This is a genomic window from Streptomyces sp. JHA26, assembly GCF_002005565.1.
Taxonomy (GTDB): domain Bacteria; phylum Actinomycetota; class Actinomycetes; order Streptomycetales; family Streptomycetaceae; genus Streptomyces.
This window is the reverse complement of the sequence record NZ_BDJC01000026.1, coordinates 64,812-84,683: the sequence shown is the minus strand read 5'-3', so window position 1 is coordinate 84,683 and position 19,872 is coordinate 64,812. Positions and strand designations below refer to the sequence as shown.

Here is a 19,872-nt window from a genome sequence, read left to right as displayed (position 1 = left end):
ACCGGCTCCCGGCCAGGCAGGGGGACCCGCTTTGTCCGCCGCCCGGCCCCTGGGTTAGCCTCTGACGTATTTTTCTCATCGAGCAGAACCGTGAACTGCGAAAACGCAGGCACGACGGACCGGACCGCCCGGCGGTTCCGGAGGTGTTCCGAGCCCTCGGAAGCCGGGGGCTCCTGGGGAGCGGAACGAGGGTGCGCATGACCAGCGACAGCACCGGAGCCGTGGACACGGTGCCGGGCGATCAGGAGTTGCGGCGCCTGCTGGCCGGCCTGACGGCCGTGCGGGACGGCGACTTCGGCACGCGCCTGCCGGACGAGGCGGACGGCCTGATGGGCGACATCGCCAAGGTCTTCAACGGCATGGTGGACCAGCTGTCCGTGTTCACCTCCGAGGTCACCCGGGTGGCCCGCGAGGTCGGTACCGAGGGCACCCTCGGCGGGCAGGCGAGGGTGCCGGGCGTCTCGGGCACCTGGGCCGACCTGACGGACTCGGTCAACGCCATGGCGGGGAACCTGACCACCCAGGTGCGTGACATCGCGCAGGTGGCCACGGCGGTGGCCAAGGGCGACCTGTCGCAGAAGATCGACGTCGACGCGCGCGGCGAGATCCTGGAGCTGAAGAACACCATCAACACGATGGTCGACCAGCTCTCCGCCTTCGCCGACGAGGTCACCCGCGTCGCCCGCGAGGTCGGCACCGACGGGCGGCTGGGGGGTCAGGCGGACGTCCAGGGCGTCAAGGGGACGTGGCGCGACCTCACCGACTCGGTGAACTTCATGGCGGGCAACCTGACCAACCAGGTCCGCAACGTCGCCCAGGTGGCGACCGCCGTGGCCAAGGGCGACCTGTCGCAGAAGATCACCGTGGACGCGCGCGGCGAGATCCTGGAGCTGAAGAACACCATCAACACGATGGTCGACCAGCTCTCCGCCTTCGCCGACGAGGTCACCCGCGTCGCCCGCGAGGTCGGCACGGCGGGCAACCTGGGCGGGCAGGCGCAGGTGCGCGGCGTGTCGGGCACCTGGAAGGACCTCACCGACAACGTCAACGTGATGGCGTCGAACCTGACGGGGCAGGTCCGCTCCATCGCCCAGGTCGCCACCGCGGTGGCCCGCGGCGACCTGTCGCAGCGGATCACCGTCAAGGCCGAGGGCGAGATCGCGGCCCTGGCCGAGGTCATCAACACGATGGTCGACACGCTGTCGGCGTTCGCCGACGAGGTCACCCGCGTCGCCCGCGAGGTCGGCACCGAGGGCCGGCTCGGCGGGCAGGCGCACGTGCCGAACGTCGCCGGCACCTGGAAGGACCTGACCGACAACGTCAACTCGATGGCCAACAACCTCACCGGTCAGGTGCGCAACATCGCGCTGGTGACGACGGCGGTGGCCCGGGGCGACCTGTCGAAGAAGATCGACGTCGACGCGCGCGGCGAGATCCTGGAGCTCAAGACGACCATCAACACGATGGTCGACCAGCTCTCCGCCTTCGCCGACGAGGTCACCCGCGTGGCCCGCGAGGTCGGCACCGAGGGCCGGCTCGGCGGCCAGGCCGAGGTGGAGGGCGTCTCGGGCACCTGGAAGCGGCTCACGGAGAACGTCAACGAGCTGGCGGGCAACCTCACCCGTCAGGTCCGGGCGATCGCCGGGGTGACGAGCGCCGTCGCCGAGGGCGACCTGACCCGCTCGATCAACGTGGAGGCGTCCGGCGAGGTCGCCGAGCTCAAGGACAACATCAACGCGATGGTGCAGTCCCTGCGCGAGACCACCCGGGCCAACCAGGAACAGGACTGGCTCAAGACCAACCTCGCCCGGATCTCCGGCCTGATGCAGGGCCACCGGGACCTGCCCGTGGTCGCCGAGCTGATCATGGACGAGCTGGTGCCGCTGGTGTCGGCGCAGTACGGCGCCTTCTACCTCGCCGAGGACGGCGACGACGGCCCCGAACTGCGGCTCGTCGGCTCCTACGGCTACCCCGACGACGCGGACCGGCCCACCCGGATCGCGTTCGGCCGCACGCTGGTCGGCCAGGCCGCGCGCAGCCGGCGCACCATCGTGGTGGACGAGCTGCCGCCGGACTACGTGACCATCTCCTCGGGGCTCGGCCGGGTGGTGCCCACCGCCCTGGTGCTGGTGCCCATCGTGGTCGAGGGCCAGGTGCTCGGCGTGATCGAGCTGGCGTCGGTCACCGCGTTCACGCCGATCCACCGGGACTTCCTGGAACAGCTGATGGAGACCATCGGCGTCAACGTCAACACCATCGTGGCCAACGCTCGCACCGACGAGCTGCTCGCCGAGTCGCAGCGCCTGACGGCCGAGCTCCAGGCCCGCTCCACGGAACTGCAGGTGCAGCAGGAGGAGTTGCAGCGCTCCAACGCCGAGCTGGAGGACAAGGCGTCCCTGCTGGCCGCCCAGAACCGGGACATCGAGGCGAAGAACCTCCAGATCGAGCAGGCCCGGCAGGAGCTGGAGGCCCGCGCCCAGCAGCTGTCGCTGGCCTCGAAGTACAAGTCGGAGTTCCTGGCGAACATGAGCCACGAGCTGCGCACCCCGCTCAACAGCCTGCTCATCCTCGCCCAGTTGCTCGCCCAGAACCCCTCGCGCAACCTCACCCCGAAGCAGGTCGAGTACGCGGGGATCATCCACTCGGCGGGCTCGGACCTGCTCCAGCTGATCAACGACATCCTGGACCTGTCGAAGGTCGAGGCGGGGAAGATGGACGTCTCCCCGGAGCGGGTGACGCTGCGGCAGCTCATCGACTACGTCGAGGCCACGTTCCGGCCCATGACGACGCAGAAGGGCCTGGAGTTCACGGTGACGACGGCCCCCGGGGCGCCGGCGGACCTGCTGACCGACGACTCCCGGCTGCGCCAGGTGCTGCGCAACCTGCTGTCCAACGCGGTGAAGTTCACCGAGCGGGGCGGGGTGGAGCTGGCCATCGAGCCGGCGCCGGACGACGAGGTGCCCGGCGGTGTGGTCCGCGGCGGTGCCGTGGTGGCCTTCCGGGTGAAGGACACGGGCATCGGCATCCCGGAGCAGCACCTGGAGTCGATCTTCGGGGCGTTCCAGCAGGCCGACGGGACGACCAGTCGCAAGTACGGCGGCACCGGGCTCGGCCTGTCCATCACACGGGAGATCGCCCAGCTGCTGGGCGGTGCCGTCACGGTGGACAGCACGCCCGACCGGGGCAGCACGTTCACGCTGTTCCTGCCGGTGGCCCGGCCCGACTTCGAGGACCTGCTGGGCCGGGGCGGGGAGCAGACGCCGGCCCGGTCGTCCGCGGACGAGCTCACGAGCCCGGCGCCGCTGCCCGAGCTGACGAGCGGGCACCGCCGGCGTCCGCGGCGGCTGCTGGTGGTGGAGGAACGGCCGCGCGGCCTGCTGACCCTGGTCGCGGAGAGCGTGGTCGCGGACCTGTCGCACGGGCGGGACGAGGCGGGCGGCAGGCCTCCGCTCGACGTCATCACCGCCGTCGGGGCCGAGGAGGCGGCCGGCGCGCTGGCGGCCGAGCCGTGCCACTGCGTGGTCCTGGAGCTGGGCATGCCGGACTCCGAGGCGTCCCGGTTCCTCCAGGCGCTGCGGGGCGACTCGGCGCTGGCGAGCGTGCCGGTGCTCGTGCACAGCGGTCACCGCACGGACGCGGCGGTGGAGGAGCGCCTTCGCTCCGGTGCCGGGGGCGGGGCGCTGGAGTTCCTGTCCAGCCTCGACGAGCTGCGGGAGCGGATCGCGCTGCACCTGGCCGCCGAGGAGCCCGGCGACGTGCTGTCCCTGGTCCGTCCCGAGGAGCCGCAGCGCCTGGTGCCGCCGCCCGTGGAGGAGACGCCGTCGGGCCGCACCGTTCTGGTCGTGGACGACGACGCGCGCAACCTCTTCGCGCTCAGCGGGATCCTGGAGCTGCACGGCTTCCGGGTCCTGCACGCGGAGAACGGCCGACGGGGCATCGAGACGCTGATGAACCACCCGGACGTCGCCCTGGTCCTGATGGACGTGATGATGCCGGAGATGGACGGCTACACCGCGACCGCGGAGATCCGCCGCATGCCGCAGTACGCGGATCTGCCGATCATCGCGGTGACGGCGAAGGCGATGCCGGGCGACCGGGAGAAGAGCATCGCCTCGGGCGCCAGCGACTACGTCACCAAGCCCGTCGACACGCAGGACCTCATCGCCTGCGTCCGGCGCTGGCTGCCCGCATGAACACGCCGGCACCCGTCCCGTACACCGGTGGACCGGGCGGTGCGCGGCGCGTCGCGCCGTACACCGTGACGGTCTTCAGCCGAGGAGCGTCCCGATCGTGAACATCTCCGAGCAGTCGCGCGAACCAGGCGCCGGCGAGCCGCCCGGCACGGCCGGCGAGGTCGACGTGCCCGCCGCCGGCCTGCGCGGCATGACCCCGCTGTCACCCGTGGGCAGGCTCGCGGCCACCGTGGACCGGCTCAGCCGCGAGGTGCGGGCCGCCCAGGCGGAGGCCGAGGGCCGGGCCCTGATCGAGCTCGCCAAGGGCGTGCTGGTCGCCCGGCTCGGGTGCGGCCCGGCGCAGGCCGCCCGGCAGCTCACCGAGCTGGCCGAACAGTCCCAGGTGACGCTGCTGGAGTTCGCGGTCGACGTCATCAACCAGGCCGCCCGGGACCGGATGTCGGAGGTCACGGACGCGTTCCTCGCGGCCACCGCCGCGGCCGGGACGGAGCGGTCCGAGGAGGCCGGGCAGGCGTCCGCCGAGTCCGCCGCCGTGCGGCTGCGGGCGGCCGAGAGCGGCGCGCTGGCCGCGGACGACACCCAGGCCGTGGCCGACGCCCTGCTGGAGCAGGCGCTGCGCCCGCTCGGGGCGGTCGCCGTGGCCATCTGGGCGGCCGGTTCCGACGGGTCGCTCACGCTGGCCGGCTGCGCCGGGTTCTCGCCGGCCGAGGCCACCCGCTGGCGCTATGTGCCGCCGGACGTGGCGACGGTGGCGCGGCGCGGCCTGACCGAACGCACGGGGCAGTGGATCACCTCGCTGACCGAGACCGGGCTGCCCAGTGTGGGCCGGCACCAGTATCCGGACGGCGGCCGGTGCGCCGTGCCCGCCGGTACGGGAGGACGCGTCCACGGCGTGCTGGAGATCGCCTGGCCGCAGCCCCTGCCCGCGCAGCCGCCCCAGGTGGTGCGCCAGGTGGAGGCCCTGGCGGAGCTGTGCGCGCACACGCTGGAGACGTACACGCCGCCGCACGGCGCCGGGCAGGAGCCGCGGGTGCTGCCGGACGCCGCGGAACTGATGGACCTGGCGGACGGACTGCACGACCCCGCCCTGGTCCTGGTGCCGCACCTGGACGCCGCCGGGCACCTGGCGGACTTCCGCATCCAGCACGTGAACAAGCGCTTCCTGGACCCCGCCGGGCGGCCGCGTGCTGTGGTGGGGGGCGCGCTGCTGCTGGAGGCGTATCCGATGGCCGCCGGGGACAGCGAGTTGTTCCGGAGCGTGGAGCGGGTCTACGCGACGGGCGAGCCGTTCCGGGCCCGGCGGATGAATCTGACCGCGCTGGTCGACCAGGTGCCGCTGTCGGCGGTCGCGGACATCAGCATCAGCCGGCACGGCAACGCGGTGCTGCTCATCTGGCGCATCGAGGACGAGACGGCCCGGCTGGCGAGCCTGCTCCAGCACGCCCAGCGCCTCGGCCGCATCGGCGGCTTCGAGGAGAATCTGCTGACCGGTGAGATCACCTGGAACGGACAGCTCTTCGACCTGTACGGGCGCCCGCAGACGAGCACCCCGGTGCCGCTGGAGGAGCTGACCGCCCACGCCCATCCGGACGACGCCGTCCCCATCGGCCGGTTCCTGCGCACGCTGCTGCACCACCGCAGGCCGGCGTCGGCGGCGTTCCGGCTGCAGCGTCCGGACGGGGTGACCCGGCACGTGCGGGTGGTGGCCGAGCCGGTGCTGGACACCGACGACCGCCTGCTCGTGGTGCGCGGCGCCTACCAGGACATCTCGGCCCAGCACTGGACGGAGGTGGCCCTCGCCGCGACCCGCGACCAGCTGGCGCACACCGAGCAGCAGGCCGTCGAGCGCGCCCGGCTGACCCTGCAGCTGCAGCACGCCATCATGCCGCCCGCCCAGACCCCGCTCCGGGTGCCGGATCTCCAGGTGGCCGTCCGCTACCGGCCGGCGGAGACGGAGCAGCTGGTGGGCGGTGACTGGTACGACGCGGTGATGCTGCCGAACCGGATGGTGCTGCTGTGCGTGGGGGACGTCGCCGGGCACGGCATAGAAGCCGCGACGAGCATGGTCGTGCTGCGCAACGCGCTGCGCGGACTGGCGGTGACGGGCGCGGGCCCGGGACAGCTGCTGTCGTGGCTGAACATCGTGGCGCACCACCTGACGGGCGGGGTCACGGCGACCGCGGTGTGCGGCCTGTACGACCCGGCCCGGCGGACGCTGCGCTGGGCCCGCGCCGGGCACCTGCCGCCGGTACTGGTCAGGGGCGCGGAGGCCGAGCCCCTGCCGTTGGTGAGGGGCTTGCTGCTGGGCGCGGTGGCGGAGGCCGTCTACGAGGAGGACGAGGTGCAGCTGGCCCCCGAGGACACGCTGCTGATGTACACCGACGGCCTGATCGAACGCCGTGACCGCTCGGTGGAGGAGTCGCTGGCGCAGTTGCTGAGCACCGCCCGTCCGAGCCCCAGGACACTGGACCAGCACCTGGACCGTCTGCTCACCTACAGCAGGTCGGACACGGACGACGACACGTGTCTCGTGGGCATCCGGGTCGGGTGACGTGTGGCCTTCGGATTCGGGGGTATGCGCCGGGCGCGGTGAGCGGTGTTCACGGGTGAGGGGCACGGCGGGCGGTGAGAGGTCGATCGCCGGCGCGCCCCTCGCCCGCGGACTGCGACATCGCTCACGGGGGCGGCCCAGCCCCTGGCCGTCAGGATCGTTGGAGGTACACGTGCCCATTGCCCAGAACCCGCTGTCCGTCGAGGTGACGCTGCCCCGGGAGGACGTCGCGCTGCTCAAGGTGGAGGGCTATCTGGACGTCGACACCGCGACCGAGTTCCAGCACCACCTGGCCAACCAACTGCACCACGGCCGACGGCACTTCCTGCTGGACCTGTCGGACGTCCCGTTCATGGACTCCTCCGGCATGAACATCATCCTCCGGGTCTACCAGGAGGCGCGCGGCCTGCCGGGCAGCGTGCACATCATCTCGCCCGCTCCGGCGGTGCTGCGCATATTGGACCTGACCGGTGTGAGCATCACCGTGCCGGTCTCCGACAGCGTCGAGGAGGCGCTCGCCCGCATCGACCGGGAGCCGGAGGGCCCGGAGGTGCCGGACGCCTGATCCGGATCGCCCCGCCGCTCATCCGGGCCGCTCGTGCGGGATCAGGTGTCGTACGAGTTCGACGGGTGGTTACAGTTGTCGCCCGGCAGAGTCACGTCGTCGTCACGTCGCCCGTGGGGTCGGTGGGGCGCAACGCGGATGAGGAGTGGAACAGGTGCCGGAGCAGGCGGAGGGAACGGCCGGATCGGTGACGCAGGAGATCAGGGACTTCCTGCGGCGCCGCCGTGAACAGATCGCCCAGCGGTGGGCCGACGAGCCCTTGTTCCGGGCCGTGTTCACCGTCTCGCGCGACGAGGCCGTCGAGGCGGGCAAGGCCGTGGTGGACGCCCTGGCCCAGGTCGCGGACGCGGGCCGGGTGGAGGACCCGGACGCGGCGGGGTTCACCGCGGTGCGCGAGCAGTTGGCGAGGATGGGGGCGGCCCGCTCCCGCGTCGGCCTGAGCACCGCGCAGGTGTCGAGCGAGCTGGCCGCCCTGCGTCCGCCGGTCGAGAAGCTGCTGCTCGCCGACCTCCCGGACGCCCCGGCGGACCACGCCCGGGACTGTGCCACCACGCTGGGCGTCCTGATGGGCACCCTGCGCGTCGTGGTCATGCAGACGGCACTGAACGAGAACCAGGCCCTGATCGACCGGCAACGGCTGCAGCTCCTGGAGGTGGCCACGCCCGTCATCAAGCTGTGGGACGGCATCGTGGCCGTACCGCTGATCGGGACGCTGGACAGCGCCCGCAGCCAGGTGGTGATGGAGACCCTGCTGGAGTCCGTCGTCGAACAGCAGGCGCGCTACGCCATCCTGGACATCACCGGCGTCCCGACGGTCGACTCGCTGGTGGCCCAGCACCTGATGAAGACGGTCGCGGCGGCCCGGCTGATGGGCGCCGAGTGCATCGTCTCCGGCATCCGGCCGGCGATCGCGCAGACCATGGTCCACCTCGGACTGGACCTGGGCACCGTCGTGACCCGGGCGAGCCTCGCCGACGCGCTGGGCTACGTCCTGCACCAGCTCGGCGTCGGCATCGTGAACCCCGTCGTGAACGGCCCGGTCGCGCGGTGAACGAGGATTTTCCCGGGTCCCACGCGGGCCCCGTGACGGGCTATGTCCCGGTCCTGCGGCTCGGTGACGTCCTCCTGGTCACCCTTCAGGGGGACCTGCACGACAGCACGGCGCAGCAGCTCCAGGAGGACCTCGCCGAGACCATCGTGCGCACCGGGGCCACCGGCGTGATCATCGACATCTCCGGGGTGGAGATCGTCGACTCCTTCCTCGGCCGGGTGCTGGCCGAGATCGCCGGGCAGACCGACCTGCTGGCCGCGCGGACCGTGGTCGTCGGCATGCGGCCGGCGGTCGCCATCACCCTGGTGGAACTGGGCCTGACCCTGCCGCGGGTGCACACCGCGCTCAGCACCGAGGTGGCCATGGACCTCCTCACGCGGCACGCTCCGTCGTCCCGCTTCGGCGGACTGCGCCAGGGGAGTCCGTGATGCACACCGCCGCGGGCGCTCAGGCCCGCCTGCCGATCCGGTCGGACATGGATCTGGTGTGGGTGCGGCAGCACGTGCGGCAGGCCGCCGCCCAGCTCGGCTTCGGACTGGTGGACCAGACCAAGCTGGTCACGGCGGCCAGCGAACTGGCCCGCAACACGCTGGTGTACGGCGGCGGCGGAACGATGGAGACGGAATCCCTCACCGAGGGCGGCCTGCGGGGACTGCGGCTCACGTTCAGCGACGAGGGGCCCGGCATCGCCGACGTGGAGCAGGCGCTCAGTGACGGTTTCACCTCCGGCGACGGGCTCGGCATGGGGCTGGGCGGCGCCCGGCGGCTGGTGCACGAGTTCGCGATCGAGAGCGCCCCGGGCGCCGGCACCGTCGTGCGGGTGGCCTCCTGGGTGGGCCGTCCGCCGCGGCCGCGAGAGGAGTTCTGATGCCACGCGTGTGGGACGTACCCGTGCACGACTCGACCCGGGTGCGCGACGCCCGGGTGGCCGCGGAGCACGCGGCGGCCCTGGCCGGACTGGACGAGCAGTGCACCGCCTCCGCGGCGCTGGTGGCGACCGAGCTGGCCACCAACCTGCTCAAGCACGCGGGGGGCGGCCGGGCCCTCATCGACGTGGTGTCCCCGCCCGTCCTCACGGCCGGCCGGTACGAGGCCAGGGCCGTGCAGATCACGACGGTCGACCACGGTCCGGGCATCGCCGACGTGCCCGCCGCCCTGAGCGACGGCTTCACCACCACCGGGTCGCTCGGCGCGGGCCTGGGCACCTGCGCGCGCCTCGCCGAGGACTTCGACCTCCACAGCGTCCCGGGCCGGGGCACCGTGGTGCTGGCCCGGATCGGCGGCGCCCCCCGCGGCCGGACCGCGGGCGAGGACCCGGTGGCGGGCGTGCGGGCCGGTGGCGTGAACGTGCCGTTCGGCGGTGCCGACTACTCGGGCGACGCCTGGGCGTGGGTGCGGACCGAGGACCGGGTGACGCTGATGCTGGCCGACGGACTGGGCCACGGTCCCGAAGCGGCCCGGGCCTCGACGGCCGCGGTGGAGGCGCTGCGCGGCGTCGCCCACCTGGTGCCCTCCGAGGCGCTGAAGCGGCTGGACGCGGCCCTGGCCGGCACCCGCGGCGCGGCCGTCGCCCTCGCCCAGGTCGACACGCGGGCCGGCCGGCTCAGATTCGCCGGCGTGGGCAACATAGGGGCCCGGCTCTGCGCGGGCGGCACCTGGCGGCCGCTGGTGTCCCAGCCCGGCATCGTCGGCACCCACCGGCCCACGACCGTGCGCGACGAGGAGCGGGAGTGGGCGGACGACCGGGTGCTGATCCTGCACAGCGACGGACTGCCGAGCCGCTGGACGCCGTCGCCCGACGCCTGCGCCCCGGACGTCGACCCGGCCGTGACGGCGGCCGTGACGATCCGTGACGCCAGCAGTTCCGCCCGCCCCGTGCGTGACGACACCGCCGTGGCCGTCCTGTCCCCGACCCCGCCGGACCGCCGATGACCCGTACCTGGCAGATCACCGGCGTCACCGACGCCGCCCGGGCCCGTGTCGCCGTCGCCCGGCTGGCCGCGGCGTACGGTGTGCCGCCGCTGGAGCGCACGCGGCTGGCGGCCTCGCTGAGCACGCGGTTGCGGCAGTGCCTGACCAAGGGCGGCACCTGGCGGCTGACCCTGGAGGCGGCCCCGGCGCCCGACGGCGCCCCGGACGCCGGCCGGGGCGTGCTGCACGCCGTGGTGACGCCGGAGTACGAGGCCGCGGCCGCCGGGGAGCCGCCGTGGCGGACGTCGGTGTCCTGCCCCGAGGCGGTCCCGGCCGTCGGGGACGACGCCGTGGCGGACGACCCCGCCGCGCTGGCGGAGGCCCTGCTGGGCGCCGACGAGGACACGGCGCTGGTGCTGGACAGGCTCACCGAGCAGGAGGCCCTCGTCGCCTTCCACCGGGAGGAGCTGCAGCAGACGAACCAGGGCGTCGTGGCGCTGCACGCCGAGCTGGACGCCGCCGGGCGGGCCCAGCGGGAGGCGTTCGCCGCCGAGCGCAAGGCCCGCACCGAGGCGGAGAACGCCCGGCGCAGGCTGACGTTCCTGGCGGACGCGAGCGCGGTGCTCACCGCCTCGCTCGACCACCACGAGATCGTGCGCCGCCTGCCGGACCTGCTCGTACCGGAGTACGCGGCCGACGTCGACGTCTGGATCTTCGACCAGGAGGGCGACCGGAACCGGCCCCCGGCGCACGCCGCCGCGGCCGTGCTCGCGGCCCGCACCGGGCGTCCGCAGTACGCCGCCGCGCAGCCGGGAGGGCTGCCGGGCGTCGACGACCAGCCGCCCTCGGCGCTGGACCCGGACCGGCCCCTGCTGTGCATCCCGCTGCCGACCCGGGGAGCGCCGCTCGGGGTGCTGACGCTCGCCCCGCCCGGGGAACCCTGGGACCCGGACGACGCCGTGATGCTGATCGAACTCACCCGTCGGGCCGCCATCGCGATCGACCACGCCCAGCGCTACCAGCACAACCGCGACATCGCCGAGACCCTGCAGCGCGCCCTGCTGACGGACCTTCCGGCACCGCCGGGCCTGAGCCTGGCCGCGCGCTATCTGCCGGCCACGCACGGGCTGAACATCGGCGGCGACTGGTACGACGCGTTCCGCCAGCCCGACGGCGGGGTGATCGTCGTGGTCGGCGACGTGACCGGGCACGGGCTGCGGGCGGCCGTGATGATGAGCCAGCTGCGGACCGCGCTGCGCGCCTACGCGGTCGACGGCGGCAGCCCGGGCCGGCTGCTGACCCGGCTGCACACGTTCCTGCACCACCTCCAGCCGGATCTGTTCGCCACCGCCGTCATCGCGCGTTTCCATCCCGACGATCCGACGATGACGTGGGCCGCGGCCGGTCACCCTCCGCCGGTGCTGCGTACCCCGGACGGCCGAGTGCGCACGCTGGACGCCAAACCGGGGGCGATGCTCGGTATCCCGCTGGAGCAGGAGATCGCCGACCACACCGAGCTGCTCGCGCCGGGTTCGACGCTGGCGCTGTACACGGACGGCCTGGTGGAGCGGCGGGCCCGGGGCATAGACCCGGGCATCGAACGCCTGGCCGAGGCCCTGGGGTCGTTCGCGCCCGAGCAACTGGACACCGACCTGGAGGGCTCGGCGGACGGGATCCTGCGGCCCCTGCTCAGCGACTCCGAGCGCGACGACGACGTGTGCCTGCTGCTCTGCCACCTCGACGGCCTGGGCTGACCGCCCCGTCACCACTCCCCCACCGCTCCGGTCCCGGCCGTTCACTCCCGCCCGGTGCGGCCGGGCCCCGGCCGGGGCATGGTGGTGCACAGGAGGTGTCGCCTGCCTGGCACTCCCGGCTCGCCGAACCACCGCCGACGCGGTGGGATCGACGAGGTGCGAAGCGGTGATCCAGGGGCAGGCGAATGGCGTTCGCGGCAGACCGCCCGGAACCGCAGAAAGGGATGAACACCGTGACACGACCCAGGATCCTGGTAGTCGGCGCAGGTTTCGCCGGCGTGGAGTGCGTCCGCCGGCTCGAGCGCAGGCTCTCCCCCCACGAGGCCGACGTCACCCTGGTGACCCCGTTCGCCTATCAGCTCTACCTGCCGCTGCTGCCCCAGGTCGCCTCGGGTGTGCTGACGCCGCAGTCGATCGCGCTGTCCCTGCGCCGCAGCAGCAGGTACCGCACCCGGATCATCCCGGGCGGGGCCATCGGCGTGGACCTCAAGGCGAAGGTCTGCGTGGTGCGGACCATCAACGGCGAGATCGTCAACGAGCCGTACGACTACATCGTGCTGGCCCCCGGCAGCGTCACCCGCACGTTCGACATCCCCGGGCTCACCGATCACGCGTTCGGCATGAAGACGCTCGCGGAGGCCGCCTACGTCCGCGACCACGTCATCACGCAGCTCGACCTGGCCGACGCCAGCCACGATCCGGCCGAGCGCGCCTCCCGGCTGCAGTTCGTGGTGGTCGGCGGCGGGTACGCGGGCACCGAGACCGCGGCCTGCCTGCAGCGGCTCACGCACGCGGCCGTCAAGCGCTACCCGCGCCTGGACCCGGCCCTGATCAAGTGGCACCTGATCGACATCGCGCCGAAGCTGATGCCCGAGCTGGGCGAGAAGCTCGGGCGCAGTGCGCAGGAGGTGCTGACGCGGCGCGGCATCGAGATCTCGCTGGGCGTGTCCATCGAGAAGGCCGGGCCCGAGGAGGTCACCTTCACCAACGGCCGGGTGGTGCCCACCCGCACGCTGATCTGGACCGCCGGCGTGGTCGCGAGCCCGCTGATCGCCACGCTCGGCGCGGAGACGGTCAAGGGACGGCTCGCGGTCACCGCCGAGATGTGCCTGCCGGGCCACGACGGGGTGTTCGCGCTCGGTGACTCCGCGGCCGTGCCCGACCTCGCCAAGGGCCAGGAGGGCGCCGTCTGCCCGCCCACCGCCCAGCACGCCATGCGCCAGGGCAGGCACGTCGCCGAGAACCTCATCGCCACCCTGCGCAACCAGCCGATGCGGCCGTACGTCCACAAGGACCTCGGTCTGGTCGTCGACCTCGGCGGCACCGACGCGGTGTCCAAGCCGCTCGGTATCGAACTGCACGGCCTGCCCGCCCAGGCGGTGGCCCGCGGGTACCACTGGTCGGCGCTGCGCACGGGCGTGGCCAAGGCCCGGGTGGCGGCCAACTGGATGCTGAACGCGGTCGCCGGCGACGACTTCGTGCGCACCGGTTTCCAGGCCCGCAAGCCGGCGAAGCTGAAGGACTTTGAATACACCGACGCCTACCTGACGCCGGAGCAGGTGCGCAAGCAGGTCGAGGGGGCGGGCCCGGCCCGGTCGTGACCCGCTGCCGGGGGACCGCTCGCGGCGTGGCATGCTGAGAAGTGGATCTAGGCGTGAAATCGATGTGAACCGGGAGAGTGTACGGCGGCGTGAAGCAGGCGGGGCGCTCGGTGCGAACACGACTGCGGGACCGCGTCGCCGCGTCCGATCCCGGTCTGCTGCGGCTGACCGCCGGGCTGCGGACGGTGGGCGCCATCGCCCTGGCGCTGGCCGTGCTGGCCCTCTTCGGGGCGGACGTCAAGCACCTGGTGGCGGGCGCCATGTCGGCGATGGTCGCCACCTTCGCCATCCGCGAGAAGCAGCCCGGCGCGCAGGCCGTCACCCTGGCCCTGGGCCTGCCCGTGGCGCTGGCGTCCGTGTCGGTGAGCTCGCTGCTCACCTCGCACGTCGTCGTCGGTGACGCCTTCTTCGTCGTCCTGATCTTCTGCGCCGTCTACAGCCGCCGCTTCGGCGACCGCGGCACCGCCCTGGGCCTGATCGGCTTCCAGGTCTACTTCGTGTCCCTGTTCGTGGGCGCGAGGACGGCGGCGCTGCCGGCGCTGTGGGCCGCGATCGCGGTGGCGTTCGCGTGCAGTGCCCTGGTGCGTTTCGCGATCGTGCCGGCGACGCCCGCACGCGTCCTGTCGCTGCTGCGGCAGGCCTTCCGGGCGCGGCTGGCGCAGCTGATCTCGGCGCAGCTCGAACTGCTGGACGCCGGGCCGGACGAGATCGACAAGACGCTCGAGCACCTGCGGGACGGCACCGCGCGGCTGCACGAGACGGCCCTGATGATCCAGTCCCGGCTGGAGGACGGCACCCCGGACGCGTCCACCGCGCGGCTGGTGCAGCGCCGTATCGCGGACGCCGAGATCGCCGCCGAGCGCCTCGGTCTGCTGCTGCTGACCGCGCGCAGTGCCGAACGGGCGGACACCCTCACCCTGCACCTGCCGGGCGCTCCGGCCCCGTCGGTGGGGAGCACGCCCGCGCCCGGCGAGGCGACGGCGGTCCTGCGCCGGGACCTGGGGGCGCTGCGCCTGCTGGTGCTGCGGCCCCCCGCGGAGGCCCGCGGTACGGCGCTGTCCCACCTGCGCAACCGGCTGCTCGGCTATCGCGACGAGGAGAACCTGCCCGAGGCGACCCCCGCCGTGCAGGACGTCTTCCGGGGGATCGGTGAGACCGCCCGCGCGGTCATGGGCCTCAGGATCGCGCTGGACGGGCCGCAGGACGAGTCGGACGACACTCCCGCCACGACCCGTTCGCGCGAGGAGCTGGACGCCGAGGACGCCGCGATCGACGCCGGCGAGGAGGCCGTGCCGGAGGAGGAGCCGGACGGATTGCGCCGGCCCACCACCCGCGCCGCCGTGCAGGTCGCCGTGGCGTCCTCGCTGGCCATCGTCGGCGGGGAGTTCCTGTCCTCGCAGCGCTGGTACTGGGCGGTGCTCACCTGCTGGATCGTCTTCCTGAACACGGCCTCCACCGGCGAGATCCTGGTCAAGGGCTACCGCCGGCTGCTGGGGACCGTGCTGGGGGTGGTGGCCGGCATCGTGCTGGCCGGGCTGGTCGGGAACCACACCTGGACCGCGTTCGGGCTGGTGCTGCTGCTCATCTTCGCGATGTTCTACACGGCGCCGCTGTCCTACACGCTGATGTCGTTCTTCGTGACGGCGATGCTCGGGCTGCTGTACACCCTGCTGCACACGTACAGCATGTCGGTGCTGGTGCTGCGGGTGGAGGAGACGGCGCTCGGCGCGGCCTGCGGGATCATCGCGGCGGCGCTGGTGCTGCCGATCCGCACGGACCGGCGTACGAACGAACTGCTGGGCACCGTGCTGGAACGGCTGGTCGACGTCACCGAGGGCGCCGTCGACCAGCTCAGCGGCGGGCCGGCCGCCGATCTGCTGGACATGGCGCGCGACCTGGACCAGGCGCTGGGCGACCTGCGCGGCGCCACCCAGCCGCTCACCCACCCGATCACCCCCCTGCGGACCCGCCGGAACACGGCCCGATACGTGGTGGCGCTGCTGGAGACGTGCGCGTATCACGCGCGGTCGCTGGCGGCGACGGCCGAGCTGCTGCCCACCCACCCGTCGATCGCGGCCGACCCGCGGCTGCGGGGGGCGGTGCGGCGCACGGTGCGCAACATCGAGGCGATCGCGGCGCGCGTCGCCGACGAGGACGCCGTGACCGAGGTGGAGACCGGGCCCAGCGTCGCCTCGCTGCTGGAGTTCGAGCCGGGCGGTGTGCCGCGGTACGGCCGGATCACCGGGCGCGTCCTGCGGCACCTGGAGCGGCTGGACGAGGCCGTGACGGGCCTCGCCCGGCCGTTGGGGGTACCCGTCGCGGCGCCGAAGCGGTGACGGGTCAGAAGTCGCTGGGCATGCCGCTCGCCTCGGCGATGCCGCGCAGCTCCTCGTTCTGCCGGTGGCGTTCCTTGAGGTAGTCGGCGATCTCGCCGAGGCGTTCGGGGTCGGAGGCGGTGGCCGCGTCCGTGACGACGCGGACGGGTCCGGTCTCGTCGGTGCTGATCTCGACGACCTCGTTGTCGAGCCGGCCGGTGACGGCGGTGGCGATGACCAGGGCGGCCTCGTCCCGGATCTCCTGGGGCAGTGCCTCGGCGTTGTCGCCGTCCAGGGAGAAGTCGATGGTGGGCATCTGGTGCTCGTCGATCGCCTGGAGGACCGGTTCCACCACGCTGAGCAGCAGCTGGAAGTCGTCGGTCTCCATGCGGAAGCGCAGGAGGTCCAGGTAGACGTCCACGGGACGTCCTTCCGGCGGAGGAATCTCGTGTTCGTTCATCCGCTCCGTGTTCCCCGTGCGGCGCGGCTCAGACGTCGGGCTCACACCCTGCGCCAGCGGGCCAGGGCGAACGAGAACACGCCGAACAGCACCAGACCCGCGGCGACGCAGACCAGCAGCCACGGTCCGAGCGGAGTGCCGGCGAAGGAGCGCAGGGTGTCGTCCAGGCCCTTGGCCTTGTCGGGTTCGTAGTCGACCGCGGCCTGTACGGCGAAGGCGCCCGCCGCGGCGAAGACGATTCCGCGGGCCGCTCCGCCGCCGACGCCGGTGACGTCGACCAGCCGCCGCACCCGCGGGCTCAGCTCGCCTAGCTTCAGCTTCTTGTGGTAGCTGCGGCGCACGGCCTGGACGGCGATCACCACCCCGGCGACGGCTATCGCGACCCCGGCCACGCCCACGGCCCACCGTCCGGCGGGCATCTCGAGCACCTTGGCCGTGACGTCCCGGGACTGCCGGTCGCCGGCTCCGCCGCCGCTGCTCCGGGAGCCGGCCGCGAAGGCCAGCACGGAGTAGGCGACGAACGAGTAGAAGACGCAGCGGGCGGCGGCCGGCAGGCGCTTCTTCGCGCTGCGGCCGTCCTTGCCGACGACGCCGAAGAGGGCCTCGGACAGTCGCCACAGTGCCATGCCGACGAGTCCGGCGCCCAGTGCCCACAGCAGCACGGCGCCGAACGGTTTGTCCGACAGTTCGGCCAGGGCACCGCCGCGGTCGGCCTGCCGCTGTCCGTCGCCGAAGGCGATCCGCAGGGCCAGGAGCCCCACCAGCAGGTAGATGACGCCGCGGGCGGTCAGTCCCGCCCGTGCGGCCCCCTCGGCAACCGGTCCGTCGGCCGCCCGCCGGGCCCTGTCGCGGCCGGTGCGTGTCAGAACACTCATACGAGCCTCCCCTCCGGGACTCCGGATGCCCCGCGTTCTCCCCCGCACACCGGGGAGACGGGTCCGGGCGGCCGCCGGCGTGGCCGAAGCGCGGCGTGCCGTCCGACGGGCGGGAGCGTCCTCCCGGTTCCGGCGCGGCAGGCTTACGCGGGGGGCGCGGCCTCGGGGACGCCACCGCGTGATCGTCCGCCGTCGTGCCGCTCCCCCGTCCGCGTCCACCGGGCACGCGTCCGCCCCGTGAGCCGGTCGGCCGGCTCACGGGGCGGCACGCCACCTCGCCCTCCCCGTCACGTCGTTCCCCGGGGCCGCCGTGAAGGCTTCGTCCGGTGGTTCTCACACCGTCGTGCGGCGGCGGACGGGGCGCTGCCCCATCGCCTCGTCGCGCACGCGGGCGCAGCTGCGGCTGATGAGCCGTGACACGTGCATCTGCGAGATGCCCAGGCGGTCGGCTATACGGCTCTGCGTCATGTCCTCGAAGAAGCGCATGTAGAGGATGGCCCGCTCGCGTTCGGGCAGCCTGCGCAGGCCCTCCTTGGCGGACTCGCGGTCGATCACGGTGTCGTACGAGGCGTCGGCCGCGCCGAGGACGTCCGCGAGGCTGTAGCCGTCGTCGCCGGCCGACAGCTCGGCGTCCAGGGACAGGGTGCTGAAGCTTTCCAGCGCCTCCATCCCGGCGCTGACCTCGTCCTCGGTGAGTCCCGTGTGGGCGGCGAGGGCGGCGACCGACGGTTCGGGACTGCCCGGGCTCTGGGTGAGCTCACGCCGTGCCACCCGCACCTTGTTGCGCAGTTCCTGGACCCGGCGGGGCACGCGCAGGGCCCACATCCGGTCCCGGAAGTGCCGCTTGACCTCGCCGGTGATGGTGGGCACGGCGTAGCTCTCGAAGGCGCCGCGTTCCGGGTCGAAGCGGTCGATGGCCTTCACCAGTCCGAGCGCGGCGACCTGACGCAGGTCCTCGATGGACTCGCCGCGGTCCCGGAAGCGGCCGGCGATCCGGTGGGCCATGGGCAGCCAGGCGGTGACGAGTGCGTCGCGGACGGCGTCCCGTTCGGGTCCGTCCTCCAGCGCCGACAGCCGTGTGAAGAGCTCGGCGGTGTCCGGTGCGTCGTCGTGCCGGCGGCGGGGGGTGGCGGCAGGAGCGGTGGAGTCCTGCACGGGCTCAGGGGTTCCGGGACGGATGGTGGGCGTTTCGATGAGCATGCGGATTCGCTCCTGAACGGTGGTCTCAGGGGAACTTTCCGCGGAAGCGGCACTGTCCGGGTCTCCACCCGGAGGGGCCGGAACAGTCGTACCGCTCCCGCTGCTGCGCCTCCGGTCCGAAGCACGAACTTGCGACTGCCCCTGCCCCGGGGGAACAAACTCCGCTTTTCGAAAAGTACTCAGGACAGCGGAACGACGACGGTGATCCGCTTGCCTCCGGACGGAAGATCTGCCACGCGCACGTCGCGCGCCAGCCGGCAGACGATCGGCCAGCCGTGGCCGCCGACGCGGCGGCGGCCCTGCGGGTCGGTCGGCGGCACGGCCACCGGCAGCTCGGCGCTGCGGTCGCACACCGAGAGGCGGACGCCGGAGCCGACGACGTCGACCTGGAAGTCGGTGACGCCGCCGCCGTGCAGGATCGCGTTGGTGGTCAGCTCGGAGGCGACGAGGAGGGCGTCCGACAGCGCTTTCGGGTCGCACGGCACGTGGTCGGTGCGGCAGCGTTCGGTGACCACGCGTTCCACCGTGCTGCGGGCCTCGGCGGGCCTGCACGGCGGCGCCGGCCGGCGCCGGTCCGTGCCGGGCCGCCCGAGGGCGGATGGGGTGGTGCGCCTGTCACGCATCCGTCAGCTCCCTGTTCGGTGGGGTGGGCGGGATCCGGCCGGGTCCGCGCGGTGCGTCCGCCGCGGACCTCGTCATTTTCGGCTGACCTCCGTCCGCACTCCCAAACCTTCGGCCCTCCTCACGGCCCAACGGCCATCCGGGCGCCGTGCGGGGGTACGCGGAGTGCATGACGGATGTTGTGGACTCGGACGAACTGCTGCGCCGCATGCACCGCGCGAGGGCCTGCGCGGTGGAACAGGAACGGACGTGGCGGTCGCGAAGGGACGAGCTGCGGTCGACCGACCCGGAGGCCTCCCGCGAGGCAGCGGTCCGGACGGTGGCGTACGAGGCGGTCCTGCGGGTGCTGGACGAGGTCCTGACCCCCGGTCGCCGCACGGAGACGGGCTGACGGGCCCGGAACACGGCGGACCTGTCGGACGGACCGGAGCGGGGCAGGGTCGGGGTCGCCGCGGGGACGCCGGGTGAGGTCTCGTCACGCCGGGTGACGACACAGTGAAACAGGTCACGTGACCCGGTTTCGGTTTCCCGGAACGCGGCGAGATGGTTTAGCGTTCATCCATACGTGGCGACGGAGTCGACGGACGAGTCCTCCGTGCGTCACCGCTTACGGCCCTGGCTGGCTTCCCCCGTCCAGCCAGGGCTTTTTCCTGCCCTGCGCCACCCTCCCCCGAACCGGCACGGAATTCGTACGGGATCCCCCGTCCGCCGAGGTGCCCAGGGCGTCGACAACGGCTGAAATGGTGCGTAGGGAACGCACCTGAACCGAATCGTC

15 protein-coding genes are annotated in these 19,872 nt (G+C 73.1%); 11 read left to right on the top strand and 4 right to left on the bottom strand.

Annotation, left to right across the window (positions count from 1 at the left end; translation table 11 throughout):
* The first annotated feature begins 197 nt into the window (after positions 1 to 197).
* From JHAT_RS17840 to JHAT_RS17795, 10 genes are all read left to right on the top strand, one after another.
* Positions 198 to 4,193, top strand: a complete 3,996-nt coding sequence (locus JHAT_RS17840; protein WP_077799189.1) for a HAMP domain-containing protein — start codon at positions 198 to 200, stop codon at positions 4,191 to 4,193.
* A 97-nt stretch (positions 4,194 to 4,290) separates the two neighbouring features.
* Entirely contained in the window at positions 4,291 to 6,744 is a 2,454-nt protein-coding gene (locus JHAT_RS17835; RefSeq protein WP_171990949.1) for a SpoIIE family protein phosphatase, read from the top strand.
* 172 nt (positions 6,745 to 6,916) lie between these two features.
* Positions 6,917 to 7,309 (top strand): STAS domain-containing protein, encoded by a 393-nt coding sequence (locus JHAT_RS17830; protein ID WP_077799188.1) that lies wholly within the window; start codon positions 6,917 to 6,919, stop codon positions 7,307 to 7,309.
* Between the two features lie 154 nt (positions 7,310 to 7,463).
* Positions 7,464 to 8,360 carry an STAS domain-containing protein gene (locus JHAT_RS17825; RefSeq protein ID WP_077799187.1) on the top strand — a complete coding sequence of 299 codons (897 nt, stop codon included), beginning with the start codon at positions 7,464 to 7,466 and terminating at the stop codon, positions 8,358 to 8,360.
* Positions 8,357 to 8,788, top strand: a complete 432-nt coding sequence (locus JHAT_RS17820) for an STAS domain-containing protein (RefSeq protein ID WP_077799186.1) — start codon at positions 8,357 to 8,359, stop codon at positions 8,786 to 8,788. Before JHAT_RS17825 ends, JHAT_RS17820 begins: the two co-directional genes overlap by 4 nt.
* On the top strand, positions 8,788 to 9,228 hold the full coding sequence (locus tag JHAT_RS17815) for an anti-sigma regulatory factor (RefSeq protein ID WP_077799185.1): 441 nt from the start codon (positions 8,788 to 8,790) through the stop codon (positions 9,226 to 9,228). The genes JHAT_RS17820 and JHAT_RS17815 overlap by 1 nt, the downstream gene beginning before the upstream one ends.
* A complete protein-coding gene (locus JHAT_RS17810; protein WP_077799184.1) occupies positions 9,228 to 10,292 on the top strand; it encodes an ATP-binding SpoIIE family protein phosphatase in 1,065 nt (354 codons plus the stop codon). The genes JHAT_RS17815 and JHAT_RS17810 overlap by 1 nt, the downstream gene beginning before the upstream one ends.
* Positions 10,289 to 12,025 carry a PP2C family protein-serine/threonine phosphatase gene (locus JHAT_RS17805; RefSeq protein ID WP_077799183.1) on the top strand — a complete coding sequence of 579 codons (1,737 nt, stop codon included), beginning with the start codon at positions 10,289 to 10,291 and terminating at the stop codon, positions 12,023 to 12,025. Before JHAT_RS17810 ends, JHAT_RS17805 begins: the two co-directional genes overlap by 4 nt.
* 224 nt (positions 12,026 to 12,249) lie before the next feature.
* A complete protein-coding gene (locus JHAT_RS17800; RefSeq protein WP_077799182.1) occupies positions 12,250 to 13,626 on the top strand; it encodes an NAD(P)/FAD-dependent oxidoreductase in 1,377 nt (458 codons plus the stop codon).
* A gap of 89 nt (positions 13,627 to 13,715) precedes the next feature.
* The gene (locus JHAT_RS17795; RefSeq protein WP_171990948.1) at positions 13,716 to 15,962 is read left to right on the top strand and encodes an FUSC family protein; all 2,247 of its coding nucleotides are present in this window, start codon (positions 13,716 to 13,718) and stop codon (positions 15,960 to 15,962) included.
* Between the two features lie 4 nt (positions 15,963 to 15,966).
* Here the strand turns inward: JHAT_RS17795 and JHAT_RS17790 are convergent, their stop codons facing one another.
* The 4 genes from JHAT_RS17790 to JHAT_RS17775 all read right to left on the bottom strand — a co-directional run bounded on the left by JHAT_RS17790 (position 15,967) and on the right by JHAT_RS17775 (position 19,099).
* Positions 15,967 to 16,401: a hypothetical protein gene (locus tag JHAT_RS17790; protein ID WP_077799180.1), complete on the bottom strand. Its 435-nt coding sequence runs from the start codon at positions 16,399 to 16,401 to the stop codon at positions 15,967 to 15,969.
* Positions 16,402 to 16,442: 41 nt separating this feature from the next.
* Entirely contained in the window at positions 16,443 to 17,276 is an 834-nt protein-coding gene (locus JHAT_RS17785) for a DUF1206 domain-containing protein (RefSeq protein WP_077799179.1), read from the bottom strand.
* Positions 17,277 to 17,609: 333 nt separating this feature from the next.
* Positions 17,610 to 18,476: a SigB/SigF/SigG family RNA polymerase sigma factor gene (locus tag JHAT_RS17780; RefSeq protein ID WP_077799178.1), complete on the bottom strand. Its 867-nt coding sequence runs from the start codon at positions 18,474 to 18,476 to the stop codon at positions 17,610 to 17,612.
* Between the two features lie 179 nt (positions 18,477 to 18,655).
* On the bottom strand, positions 18,656 to 19,099 hold the full coding sequence (locus JHAT_RS17775; protein ID WP_077799177.1) for an ATP-binding protein: 444 nt from the start codon (positions 19,097 to 19,099) through the stop codon (positions 18,656 to 18,658).
* 167 nt (positions 19,100 to 19,266) lie between these two features.
* Between JHAT_RS17775 and JHAT_RS17770 the strand changes: the two genes are divergently transcribed.
* A complete protein-coding gene (locus JHAT_RS17770) occupies positions 19,267 to 19,488 on the top strand; it encodes a hypothetical protein (protein WP_077799176.1) in 222 nt (73 codons plus the stop codon).
* Positions 19,489 to 19,872 lie beyond the last annotated feature (384 nt).

Excerpts from the sequence above, each read along its gene's own strand:
- JHAT_RS17800 (WP_077799182.1), top strand. The coding sequence starts at position 12,250 with ATGAACACCGTGACACGACCCAGGATCCTGGTAGTCGGCGCAGGTTTC.
- JHAT_RS17775 (WP_077799177.1), bottom strand. The coding sequence starts at position 19,099 with ATGCGTGACAGGCGCACCACCCCATCCGCCCTCGGGCGGCCCGGCACG.
- JHAT_RS17770 (WP_077799176.1), top strand. The coding sequence starts at position 19,267 with ATGACGGATGTTGTGGACTCGGACGAACTGCTGCGCCGCATGCACCGC.
- JHAT_RS17785 (WP_077799179.1), bottom strand. The coding sequence starts at position 17,276 with ATGAGTGTTCTGACACGCACCGGCCGCGACAGGGCCCGGCGGGCGGCC.
- JHAT_RS17840 (WP_077799189.1), top strand. The coding sequence starts at position 198 with ATGACCAGCGACAGCACCGGAGCCGTGGACACGGTGCCGGGCGATCAG.
- JHAT_RS17790 (WP_077799180.1), bottom strand. The coding sequence starts at position 16,401 with ATGAACGAACACGAGATTCCTCCGCCGGAAGGACGTCCCGTGGACGTC.
- JHAT_RS17780 (WP_077799178.1), bottom strand. The coding sequence starts at position 18,476 with ATGCTCATCGAAACGCCCACCATCCGTCCCGGAACCCCTGAGCCCGTG.
- JHAT_RS17810 (WP_077799184.1), top strand. The coding sequence starts at position 9,228 with ATGCCACGCGTGTGGGACGTACCCGTGCACGACTCGACCCGGGTGCGC.
- JHAT_RS17805 (WP_077799183.1), top strand. The coding sequence starts at position 10,289 with ATGACCCGTACCTGGCAGATCACCGGCGTCACCGACGCCGCCCGGGCC.
- JHAT_RS17815 (WP_077799185.1), top strand. The coding sequence starts at position 8,788 with ATGCACACCGCCGCGGGCGCTCAGGCCCGCCTGCCGATCCGGTCGGAC.